This window comes from Pedobacter sp. 01N416, assembly GCF_056399685.1.
Genome location: NZ_JBFTRT010000427.1, coordinates 1 through 11,388, shown reverse-complemented (window position 1 = coordinate 11,388; position 11,388 = coordinate 1). Strand labels below are relative to the sequence as shown.

Here is an 11,388-nt window from a genome sequence, read left to right as displayed (position 1 = left end):
GCGCCATAAGCATAACCGCGCGAGACTTCATTCGCCAGGTATTTAATTCTCAGGTTATCTATTTTATACGGAATCAGTCGGTCAGAATATTTAAAATATGCCTCAGAAGTAAACTTTAGCCGTGTTCCAAAAGCATCGAAAGCGTATTCATAACCCAGAGAAGTGTTATAAGAACTCTGTGCCTTTTGATCAATATTTAATACTCCTGAAAAATCACGAATGGTCCGGTATGAGGGTGGCTGCTTATAAACACCGGCAGAAAACCTTAAAATTTTATTGTTTGAATTGGGCCTGTAAGCAATTAACATCCTCGGACTAATCAATAGCTGTTTGCTTAGCGAACTATATGTGGCGCGTGCTCCTAATTGTAACTCTGCAGAATTGGAAAGCGAATAGCTATCCTGAATGTAGGTGCTGTAGTTTTTGATATCAATATTGTTCTGTATATTGATTACATTTTGTAACGTGATATTTTTCGAATTGTTGGGCAAAATGAAGCCAGCAGAATCAGTATAATTATACTCGTTCAACTGATCGTCGTAATTAGATTTATCAAATTTTATCCCCCAGGAAAAAACATGATTATTAAAATTCTGATCTACTTTTATTTCAGAAGCGAAAATCTGGGTATTTAAACTATTTCTTCCATAATTATAATAACTGCCAATGCCCCTGTTTTTATTGATCACCCCAAAATTTTCACCTGAAAAATTATTATCCACCTCATCAAAAATATAGCTGCCATTAATATCGAAACGCTCTCGCTCAACCGTACTAAAATAACTGTTAATAAACTTGATGACCAGGTTTGGTTTGGGTGAATAAGTAGCAGTAATGGCGCTTCCCAAAGTTTGGTAATCGTCTATTTCTTGTCCTGTATAATCCACATTTAGTCTTAATGTAGTGCTCAACGTTCCGAACTGGGTTTCTCTATTGGTGGGCACCAATTTAAACTGACCGAGGTTAAAGCTGCCCAAAAAACCGATATTGAATTTTGATGAAAAATCATATTGATACAGCAATTGAGCATCGGCAAAATTTGGGCTATAACTCCCCTTTTCATCTTGTTTAATCAGTACACTCGAGTTGTTTTTATAGCGTAAACCAGCCAAAAGGAAGCTGTTTTTGAATATCTTTTTGGTTGTTAATGAGGTATTTAAAAGGCTGGTACTAAAAATGGTTTGATTACTATCCGGTTTATCGTATCTAATATCTAAGATTGAAGAAAGTTTATCGCCGTATTTCGCTTCAAAGCCACCTGCAGAGAATTTTGCTTTACTCACCAGGTCTGAATTGATAAAACTTAGTCCCTCCTGTTGCCCATTGCGGATCAAAACAGGTCGGTTAATTTCTACATCATTGATGTAAATCAGATTTTCATCGAAGTTACCTCCCCTAACGCTATACTGGGCACTTAATTCGTTGTTTGTAGATACACCTGGCAGGGTTTTGAGCATGGTTTCAAAATTGCCAGAAACCAATGGCATTGAAGAAACATCGGCAATATTAATAGTGGTGGTGTTACTTAACTGGTTCTGTTTATTGGTGATATTAACCTGTTCTAATTCATTAATATTGGCAATTAAACTTACCTGTTTGATAATCCGAGCCCCCGAGCGCTCACTAAATTTTACGGTTTGTGGYTGATAGCCCAAAAGCGAATATTTAATGCTAAACGTTTTTGATTTTGAATAAATGGTATATACACCAAATTCATCAGTAACAGTTGATTGTGCCTGTCCTAAAACGATTACCGTAACCTGTGCTAAAGGTAACTTTTCATCGCTATAAACTATTCCTGAAACTCTAACTAAAGGCTGCGCCACAGCAAAACTGCAACCAGCAATTAAAAGGAGAAGGGTTAGCCGAAATTTGAGCATTTTTAGTATCAAGACAAAAGTATCAGGTATTAAGACTGTATGCGCCCCATCCTAAAAACAATTTAGCAATAAAACATTTAACAATTTAAATATTTATCGCGCTAGTTGTCAAGCTTTTCATTTTAGATATGGTTTCCGTTGGATTATCTGTTGCGAAAATTGCATTTCCGGCCACAAAAGCATTGGCACCTGCTGATACTAATGTAGCAATATTTTGCAAACCAACACCACCATCGATTTCAATTATTAGGTCTTCATTTACCCCTTGAATCAAGGCCTTTAAATCCTTTATTTTCTTGTAGGTATTATGGATAAAAGCTTGTCCACCGAAACCGGGATTAACCGACATAATGAGTACCAGATCAAGATCTTCAATTACATCCTGCAACAAGGTTACCGGAGTATGCGGGTTTAAAGCCACACCAGCCTTGCAGCCTGATGCTTTGATTAACTGAATGGTTCTATGCAGGTGTGTGCAGGCTTCGTAATGTACCGTGATTCTATCCGCTCCTGCTTTAGCGAAATCCTGAGCATATTTATCCGGCTCAACAATCATTAAATGTACATCTAAAGGTTTGGTCGCATGTTTTTTTACAGCAGCCATGATGGGGAAACCAAAAGAAATATTTGGAACGAAAACACCATCCATCACATCAACGTGGAACCAATCGGCCTCGCTGTGGTTAATCATTTCAATATCTCGCTGTAAATTGCCGAAATCGGCAGAAAGTATGGATGGGGCAATGATGTATTTCATTTTATTTAGCTTTTCGTCATTGCGAGGCACTAAGCAATCTAATACGACTGCGGTGCCAAAAAAGATGCTTTCTGCCTTGCAATGAGGATTTGTTTATACGGTTTTTCTAAAAATGCAAGTTACGAAAGAAGTCCGAAAGTTTTTAAGTTAGAAATAAAGATGCTGAAATAAATTCAGCATGACGAAACGCATTAGGTCAATTTAAAATAAAAAACCCTTCCAGTTTTTAACCGGAAGGGTTTTTTATATCTCCTGACTCGGACTCCCGCCTCTGGACTTTTTTTACGCTTGTGGCGCAGCTGGTTTTTCTGGTCTTGGCAATAAAACTTTGCGAGAAAGTTTCATTTTACCTTGTTTATCGATGTCTAATAATTTAACCTCGATTTTATCACCTTCTTTTAATACACCGTCCATGGTTTCTAAACGTTCCCATGAAATTTCAGAGATGTGCAATAAGCCATCTTTACCTGGCATAACCTCAACAAATGCACCGAATGGCATAATTGATTTTACTTTACCTTGGTAAACTTCACCGATTTCTGGCTTAGCTACGATATTACGGATGCGGGTAACCGCTGCATCGATAGCTGCTTTGTTATCTGCAAATACTTCTACAATACCTTTGCCATCAACTTCTTCGATAGAGATTGAAGCACCGGTTTCGCGTTGCATTTCTTGAATAATTTTACCTCCAGGGCCGATAATTGCACCGATAAATTCTTTATCAATAGTTAAAGAAACAATACGTGGTGCATGTGGTTTATAATCTTCGTTAGGCGAGCTAATGGTTTTCTTCATCTCGTTTAAGATGTGTAAACGACCTTCTTTAGCCTGTAACAAAGCTTTTGTTAGAACTTCGTAAGATAAACCATTGATTTTTAAGTCCATTTGACAAGCAACGATACCGTGTTCAGTACCAGTTACTTTAAAGTCCATATCACCTAAGTGATCTTCATCACCTAAAATATCAGAAAGGATTGCATATTTACCGGTTTTCTCATCGGTAATTAAACCCATTGCGATACCTGAAACTGGAGATTTGATTTTAATACCTGCATCCATTAATGCTAATGTACCCGCACAAACAGTTGCCATTGATGACGAACCATTAGATTCTAAGATATCAGAAACAATACGGATGGTATAAGGATTTGCTTCACCTTGAGGCAACACTTTTTTCAATGAACGTTGTGCTAATGCACCGTGACCAATTTCGCGACGGCCAGCACCTCTGTTTGGTCTAACCTCTCCGGTTGAGAAACCAGGGAAATTATAGTGTAATAAGAATTTATTGTAACCATTGAAGAAAGCACCATCAATCATTTGCTCATCATCTTTACTACCTAAAGTAACTGAAGTTAATGATTGTGTTTCGCCACGTGTAAATACTGCCGAACCGTGAGCAGCAGGTAAATAACCAACTTCACTCCAGATTGGACGAATTTCTGTAGTCTTACGACCATCTAAACGGATACCTTCATCTAACAACAGGTTTCTGACACACTCACCTTCAACCATGCCTATATCGTTAGCCGAACCAGCTACCATAAACTCTAAAGTTGCACGCTCTAATTGGCTAGCTAATGGATTAATTACCAATTTACCATCAATTTTAGCCACACGTACTTCAGAAATTGGACCGTTGAAAGGAATATCAGATACTGATAATGCAGCTGATGCTGCTAAACCTGCCAAACAATCTGGCATGATATCTTTATCAGCAGAGATTAAAGAAATCATCACCTGTGTATCAGAGTGATAATCGCTTGGGAACATTGGGCGTAAAGCTCTATCCACCAAACGAGAGATTAACACCTCGTAATCGGATAATCTTGCCTCACGACGTAAAAAGCCTCCTGGGATACGACCTGTAGCCGCATATTTTTCCTGATAATCAACCGATAAAGGTAAAAAATCAGTACCTGGTTTAGCACCAACGGTTGATACTACAGTTGCTAACAACATGGTATCACCCATTTTTACTACAACCGAACCATCAGCTTGTTTAGCCAATTTACCAGTTTCAATTTCTACAATTCTGCCATCGCCCAAATCGAACGATTTTTTTATTACATTCATTTAAATAGAATTATGGTGTGTTTTCCTCTTTCTACACACCGTTGTTTATATATGTATTTGTTTTTGCAAACGAAGATAGGATTAAAAAAGCCTATCTATAATAAAACCCGTTAAAAAAATTAACAGGGAATTAAAAAGCCATTCCCTAAAGAATGGCTTTTATTGATAAACTTGCGCTTATTTTTGTTTGATGATATCACGAAGCGATAAAGCTTTGATGATAGCACGATAGCGCTCAATATCTTTTTTGTATAGGTAAGCCAAAATACCGCGGCGTTTACCTACCAATTTTTGAAGTGACAACTGAGTAGAGAAATCTTTACGATTTTTCTTTAAGTGTTCTGTTAAGTGCGCAATACGGTATGTAAATAACGCTACTTGACCTTCTGCAGAACCAGTATTGGTTTCTACTTTGCCGTGTTCTTTAAAGATTACAGCTTTTTTCTCTGGACTTAAATACATTCTTGAATAATATTAAAGCAATAAAAAATTAATTAATTGTGGCGCAAAGATAAGGCTATTTTTATTTATAAGCAAGTGATCGTTATTATTATCTTCCTTGCCTATTAGTCATTTTGAGAAATGTTTATCATCTTATAGGTTCAACAACCGATATTTTCTATTTTAGATTGGATTTACAACCTAATGAAATATGCAGAAAGCCCAAAATAAGTTCGAGTTATCATTAAATACCGTGGTTGGTTTATGTGCAATTGTGACCAGTATTTGTGCTATTATTATAACGTTATATCAAACCAGGTTGCAAAAAATTCAGCAATATGCGTCTGTGAAACCACTGCTTATGAGTTATTCAAACAGTTTTTCGGGTGTGAAAAAAGCTGGGGAAGATGATTATCATTATGAGTTTCTGATTGTAAACCAAGGCCTTGGTCCAGCTATTGTAGCTGATTATGTTTTTTATTATAAATCGAAACCTTATAAAAATATAGCCGAAATTCTTAAACAAATAAAGAACGATAACAAATTAGCGGTTACCAAATCTGTCGTGCTAACTAATCTTTGGAAAAACGAAATTTTGCCTGTCGGCGAAAAGTTAAGTCTGATAAATATAAACGATGAACGCCTTGGACCACTTGTAGAAAAAGCCAATATTAAAGTTATGGTTCAATATAAATCGCTTTACGGGCAGGAATGGCGTTTCATCAGTAATGATAAAGCTGAACCAGAGGAAATTGACTAAATTTTAATTCGCATATCATTTTTAGAAAAGCAAATTTGGTTTTCATCGCTTGCTACCCTTCCGTTCTCATTACAATCTTTTGTGATTGTTGGTCTCAGCGTGTCGAAGACCCCTTCAACAAAAGGTATTTCGTTAAGACGGGTTTAGAGACTTAAGGCAGTTCTGCCATCAATATTTCGAAAAACTAAACCATATCTTTCTGCAGCCTTCATTTTAATTTGATTACAAAAGCATTTCCTGGTTCTCTTTATCAAAAGACATATAGAAGCTTATATGTTTGGCTTACGGATAATAATACCCTTCCCTTGTGGCGATTTAAGGGGTTGCCCCCCATTCATGATAACTGAGATGTGGTTAAGCTGCAAAACACCAAAGAAGCGCTGCTCGGGGGTACGCTTTAAATAAACATTTTCACGCTCTTCGGCTATTGTTTCGCGCGCAACTGTAATATCATATAAAGTGAGCTTTCCCATTTCATATCAAAAATACGAAAAATAGATGATATATCTTTACGTCAATACATCTTTATATAAAGACATCAAAAGCTTACTTTTGCAAAAAAACATTACCCTTGGAAAATAATCAATACAGCATTTTCGAAAGCGAATTACGTGTTCGTCCGGATGATATCGATATGTTTAATCATGTACATAATAGTAAATACTTAGATTATGTACTCGCAGCTCGTTATGAGCAAATGGAAAAATTCTACGGTATGCCTTGGGAAGATTTTACCAAACAGGGCCTTGGCTGGGTAGTAAGTCATGTCGATATTAATTTCAAACGTCCCCTGCTGATGAATGATTTAATGCTGATCAGGACCGGCATTTTAACGATGAACGATAAAGGCTGTTCGGTTCAGTTTGAAATCATTAATCAAAAAACAGGCAAAGTGGCTTCAGATGGCATTTTTGATTATGTATTGATTGATTTAACTACTGGTCGTGGAACAAAGGTTTCAGGAGAAATGATTAAAGCCTACAGTATATAGAAGATGATTACACCGATTTAGGGATTATAGATCCCTAAGGTCCGTGTCTCCGTGATAAAAAAACAGTCGTAAATCCAACCTGGATGGTCTATGAGACACAGACCATGGATCAACAATAAAAAATTAATCACTTCAACAAAAATTAGTCATCTAAATTTGACAATTCGAAATTTTATCTATCTTTGTTGCRTCAAAAAGACCAGAGCCATGATAGTATCTGCAATCCGTTTGAGGTTCTAAATAACCGAGGATTCCCTCCCTTACAATTTTTAGATATGTACGCTTAAAGGCGTATCATTGGTTTATACATTAAATGGCTATGGAGTCGGTTTTTGCCTTAGTCGATCTATATTTTGTAGGTCATTTAGAAAACAGTAGCCATGCTATACAAACCGTTGGTTTAACGGAATCCGTGTTAACCATTATTTACTCATTGGCCATCGGGTTGAGTATGGCTGCAACAGCTGTCGTTGCGAGGAGAATTGGCGAGAAAAATCCAGAAGCGGCATCAAAAGCCGGTATGCAGACGATTGTAATTGCGGTTTTCGTTAACATTATAATCAGTATCCTGGGTTTAATTTACGCCAGAGATATTCTATTGCTTATGGGAGCGTCAACCGAAACAGCTGATCAAGGTATTCCATTTGTCCGGATTATGATGGGTGGAAGTATCATTATTGTACTCTTATTCTTAATCAACGGGATTTTTCGTGGTGCAGGTAATGCAGCCATCGCAATGCGGAGTTTGTGGATCGCCAATATTGCGAACATCATCCTTTGCCCTATTTTTATTAATGGTTTTGGGCCAGTACCGGCATTCGGTTTAACAGGCGCTGCAATTGCCACAACAATTGGTCGTTGTTTGGGCGTTACTTATCAGGTTTACAATTTGTTTAGTGGTAAAAATATATTAAAAATACGCATTAGTCACTTCTTGCCTGATTTTGCCCAGATTAAAGCTATCGTTAAGATTGCCGCTCCAGCTATTTTCCAGTTCGTAATTGCGAGCTGTAGCTGGGTGTTTTTGGCAGAACTTGTTGCCACTACCGGAGTATTCAGTAGCGCGTTTAATGGTGCTGGTGATACCTGGACACCTACCAAAATTAATGTTTTTGCCTTTTGGTTGTTCCAGATTCCTTTGGCTTACTTTTTAGCCAAATTTTTAGAAATGGGCCCAACAGGTGTTTTTATTGCCATCCCAACAGCTGAAGCAGGTATTGCGATAGCTGCCTATATCTTGTTTAAAAAGGGTAAATGGAAAAAAACAATGGTTTAGGTAATCTATAACAGAATTTAACCACAGATCAATGATGAGCACAGATGGATTTATATTTGTATTATCTATGAATATCTGTGGTTAAAATTCTTATTCTTCCATCCCCTTCAGATCGATTTTATTAAACATAAACAAGTAGTATAAAATACAACCGGCTAACAACACCAAACTGAACAAAAGATAATAATGCGCAAGGATTGACCACATGGCAATAAAAAAGAAAAACAGCAACCATTTGAGGTAATTGTCCATATCTAACCGAACGATATACACTAACGCCAATAGGAAAAATAGCCCGGATAAACTAAACAGAAGCCCATTGGCTATCGCATAGAGGTTAAGGTGAGCGGCTGAAATCAAAAATATCCATTCGGGGATTAATATGATGGCGAAAATTAATAACCAGTTGAATATCCTTTTATTGATTGATAGCTGAAGACTCTTGCTGAAATTCATGTATTCAGTTTCAAATTTTAGCAAAGTAAAAATCAAAACTGCATGGCATAAAACAGATGCCAATAAAGCAACTAATAATACACGTATATCGTAGCCAACATCTGCAAACATCCACAGCATTGCTTTAAAGAAAACAAATGACAACAGCTTACACATCAATAACATTAAGGGTTGTTCTTTGAGTAAATGGAATAATGGCCAGCTGAAGAATGGTTTTTTAAATTTTATTCCAAAACGAACCGGTTCCTTTTCATTAATTAAAAAACTTAATGTTACCGATTGATAAGTTAGCCACGATAAGCCAAAAATTAAAGCCGAAAAAACAATCAGGATACAAATGGCACTAATAAAAAGACTGTAATTGATGCTTAAACCAATAAGCAGAAAAACATAAATAATAACCGGTATGAGGATGGTAAAATATAATCTTAGCCACAATTTTAGCTGCATATTTTTTTTCAGAGCAGCTGTTTCTTTAATAAAATTATACTTGGCTGATGCTAATTTTTGTTTAATAAAGAAATGAACTTTTGCGGCGTATAAAAACCATGAAACAAATACAATAGCAATTCCAACAGGCGATGAAATACCTGCTAATAACAAGGCCTTTTGGTAGCCAATTAATTGTGAAGGCTCTACCACACCGAATAAAATATAAATGCCTACCAGAAAAAATCCTGCGTGTTGCTGGTAAAATTCTTTGGCTAAGCTATTGATTAGTAATTTCAGCATTATAGTTGAATGATTTGTTTGTCAACGATCTGAAATATGGTCTCCAATTTTAGTTTATCGGTGCTAACTTCCTGGTGCGATGATAAAAGAAAACTCTTTCCCTGTACTGCTTTTTCCTTGATCAACTGATACAATTTATCTGCCGAAGCCACATCAATGGTAATCAACGGTTCGTCTAAAATATACAAATCAGGGCTACCAATAAATGCACAGATCAAAGAAAGCTTTTTGAGCATCCCACTCGAATAACTACCAATTTTATTGTCAAGAAAGGCTGCCATTTCGAAATTAGCAGCAAGGTCTTCGGCTTGTTTACCCTCTGCTTTTCTTGTTTCAACATAAAAATTGATCAGTTCCTGCCCTGTTACAAATAATGGGTACTGTGGTTCGGCTTCGGCAAAGCTAATTTTCGAACGGAATTTTATGGGTTCATTTTTAAGGTTTATTTCATTGAGTATTACTTCGCCTTTGAATGGAATCTGTCCTGATATAATCCGAAATAAGGTCGATTTACCAGTTCCGTTCCCTCCTTTTAACCAATGGATTCCGTTATCGATTTTCCATTCGCCAAAGTTTAATACTTCATGGCTGCCATATTTTTTATTGATGTTGGTTAAGCTGAGCAAGATGTTTGATTTTAGTTCTGTTTTAGATTTCGTTATGCCAGATTTGTTACTTACTGAGGCATCTTGCCGGAAAAGTAACAAAAGCAAACCATCTCTGATAAAATAACCCCGATTGGAACGTACACGGAGTGCAACGGAGTAAAGTGGAAAGCAGGATTGTAGTAACAGAAAAGCCACTGTATTTGCTTTTCAAATCAAAGTGTTTGGGGTAGAATTTTCTAGATTAAAAATTACCTTAAAAAGCATATCTTTGCGCAAAGATGAAGCATATACGTAATTTTTGCATTATTGCACATATTGACCATGGCAAGAGCACCCTGGCTGATAGGTTATTAGAATATACCGAGACAATTTCAAAGCGTGAGGCGCAGGCACAATTGCTCGATAACATGGATTTAGAGCGTGAGAGAGGCATAACAATTAAAAGTCATGCCATACAAATGAACTATAAAGTTGGTGATATTGAATATAATTTCAACCTGATTGATACACCTGGACACGTAGATTTTTCGTACGAAGTTTCGCGTTCCATCGCAGCCTGCGAGGGTGCATTACTTATCGTTGATGCTTCGCAAGGTATTCAGGCACAGACCATTTCGAACTTATATTTAGCACTTGAACACGACCTTGAAATTATTCCGATTTTAAATAAAATGGATTTACCTGGGGCAATGCCAGAGGAAGTAAAAGACCAGATTATTGATTTAATTGGATGTAAACGAGAAGATATTATTCCTGCATCGGGTAAAACCGGAATGGGTATTCCTGATATTATCCAGGCCATTGTAGACCGTGTTCCAGCTCCGGTTGGTGACCCAGAAGCACCTTTGCAAGCTTTGATTTTCGACTCTGTTTTTAACTCATTCAGGGGAATTATTGCTTATTATAAAGTAGTAAACGGCGAAATTAAAAAAGGCGACAAAGTAAAATTCATTAATACTGGCAAAGAATATCTGGCTGATGAGGTTGGAATTCTGAAACTGGATATGTCACCACGTAATGTGGTAAAAACCGGAGATGTGGGGTACATTATTTCTGGTATTAAAGAAGCCAGAGAGGTAAAAGTGGGTGATACAATTACAACTGTTACCAGACCATCGCTTGATTCGATTCAAGGTTTTGAAGAGGTGAAACCAATGGTTTTTGCTGGAATTTACCCTGTTGATACGGATGAATTTGAGGAGCTGCGCGAAGCCATGCACAAGTTGCAGTTGAATGATGCTTCTATCGTTTTCGAACCTGAGAGTTCTGCGGCATTAGGCTTTGGTTTCCGTTGTGGTTTCTTAGGAATGCTGCATATGGAGATTATCCAGGAGCGTTTAGAACGCGAGTTCGATATGACTGTAATTACAACGGTTCCCAACGTATCGTACATTGCACACACTACAAA

At 37.1% G+C, this 11,388-nt stretch carries 11 protein-coding genes; 4 read left to right on the top strand and 7 right to left on the bottom strand.

The window, feature by feature from the left end:
- The 4 genes from AC1DND_RS20620 to rpsO all read right to left on the bottom strand — a co-directional run.
- A partial coding sequence (locus tag AC1DND_RS20620; protein ID WP_477584496.1) for a TonB-dependent receptor occupies positions 1–1,880 on the bottom strand: 1,880 nt, incomplete at its 3' end.
- 85 nt (positions 1,881–1,965) lie between these two features.
- The gene (gene rpe / locus AC1DND_RS20615) at positions 1,966–2,637 is read right to left on the bottom strand and encodes a ribulose-phosphate 3-epimerase (RefSeq protein ID WP_477584494.1); all 672 of its coding nucleotides are present in this window, start codon (positions 2,635–2,637) and stop codon (positions 1,966–1,968) included.
- A gap of 282 nt (positions 2,638–2,919) precedes the next feature.
- The gene (gene pnp, locus AC1DND_RS20610; protein ID WP_477584492.1) at positions 2,920–4,716 is read right to left on the bottom strand and encodes a polyribonucleotide nucleotidyltransferase; all 1,797 of its coding nucleotides are present in this window, start codon (positions 4,714–4,716) and stop codon (positions 2,920–2,922) included.
- Positions 4,717–4,893: 177 nt separating this feature from the next.
- Positions 4,894–5,178 carry a 30S ribosomal protein S15 gene (gene rpsO / locus AC1DND_RS20605; RefSeq protein ID WP_029275143.1) on the bottom strand — a complete coding sequence of 95 codons (285 nt, stop codon included), beginning with the start codon at positions 5,176–5,178 and terminating at the stop codon, positions 4,894–4,896.
- A 298-nt stretch (positions 5,179–5,476) separates the two neighbouring features.
- Between rpsO and AC1DND_RS20600 the strand changes: the two genes are divergently transcribed.
- On the top strand, positions 5,477–5,917 hold the full coding sequence (locus AC1DND_RS20600; RefSeq protein WP_477584490.1) for a hypothetical protein: 441 nt from the start codon (positions 5,477–5,479) through the stop codon (positions 5,915–5,917).
- Positions 5,918–6,186: 269 nt separating this feature from the next.
- Here AC1DND_RS20600 and AC1DND_RS20595 read toward each other — a convergent pair whose 3' ends face one another.
- Positions 6,187–6,390 carry a hypothetical protein gene (locus tag AC1DND_RS20595; protein ID WP_477584488.1) on the bottom strand — a complete coding sequence of 68 codons (204 nt, stop codon included), beginning with the start codon at positions 6,388–6,390 and terminating at the stop codon, positions 6,187–6,189.
- Between the two features lie 98 nt (positions 6,391–6,488).
- On the opposite strand from AC1DND_RS20595, the gene AC1DND_RS20590 reads away from it, so the two are divergent.
- The gene (locus tag AC1DND_RS20590; RefSeq protein ID WP_477584487.1) at positions 6,489–6,908 is read left to right on the top strand and encodes an acyl-CoA thioesterase; all 420 of its coding nucleotides are present in this window, start codon (positions 6,489–6,491) and stop codon (positions 6,906–6,908) included.
- A gap of 319 nt (positions 6,909–7,227) precedes the next feature.
- A complete protein-coding gene (locus AC1DND_RS20585) occupies positions 7,228–8,184 on the top strand; it encodes an MATE family efflux transporter (RefSeq protein ID WP_477584485.1) in 957 nt (318 codons plus the stop codon).
- Between the two features lie 90 nt (positions 8,185–8,274).
- Here AC1DND_RS20585 and AC1DND_RS20580 read toward each other — a convergent pair whose 3' ends face one another.
- Both AC1DND_RS20580 and AC1DND_RS20575 read right to left on the bottom strand, forming a co-directional pair.
- Positions 8,275–9,372 carry a hypothetical protein gene (locus AC1DND_RS20580; RefSeq protein WP_477584483.1) on the bottom strand — a complete coding sequence of 366 codons (1,098 nt, stop codon included), beginning with the start codon at positions 9,370–9,372 and terminating at the stop codon, positions 8,275–8,277.
- Positions 9,372–9,998, bottom strand: coding sequence for an ATP-binding cassette domain-containing protein (locus tag AC1DND_RS20575; RefSeq protein WP_477584482.1), 627 nt, complete (start codon positions 9,996–9,998; stop codon positions 9,372–9,374). The genes AC1DND_RS20580 and AC1DND_RS20575 overlap by 1 nt, the downstream gene beginning before the upstream one ends.
- 260 nt (positions 9,999–10,258) lie before the next feature.
- Between AC1DND_RS20575 and lepA the strand changes: the two genes are divergently transcribed.
- A partial coding sequence (lepA, locus tag AC1DND_RS20570; RefSeq protein ID WP_477584480.1) for a translation elongation factor 4 occupies positions 10,259–11,388 on the top strand: 1,130 nt, incomplete at its 3' end.

What these genes read in the sequence shown, in the direction of transcription:
- AC1DND_RS20585 (WP_477584485.1), top strand. Translation starts at nt 7,228, where the DNA reads ATGGAGTCGGTTTTTGCCTTAGTCGATCTATATTTTGTAGGTCATTTA.
- rpsO (WP_029275143.1), bottom strand. Translation starts at nt 5,178, where the DNA reads ATGTATTTAAGTCCAGAGAAAAAAGCTGTAATCTTTAAAGAACACGGC.
- AC1DND_RS20595 (WP_477584488.1), bottom strand. Translation starts at nt 6,390, where the DNA reads ATGGGAAAGCTCACTTTATATGATATTACAGTTGCGCGCGAAACAATA.
- rpe (WP_477584494.1), bottom strand. Translation starts at nt 2,637, where the DNA reads ATGAAATACATCATTGCCCCATCCATACTTTCTGCCGATTTCGGCAAT.
- AC1DND_RS20580 (WP_477584483.1), bottom strand. Translation starts at nt 9,372, where the DNA reads ATGCTGAAATTACTAATCAATAGCTTAGCCAAAGAATTTTACCAGCAA.
- pnp (WP_477584492.1), bottom strand. Translation starts at nt 4,716, where the DNA reads ATGAATGTAATAAAAAAATCGTTCGATTTGGGCGATGGCAGAATTGTA.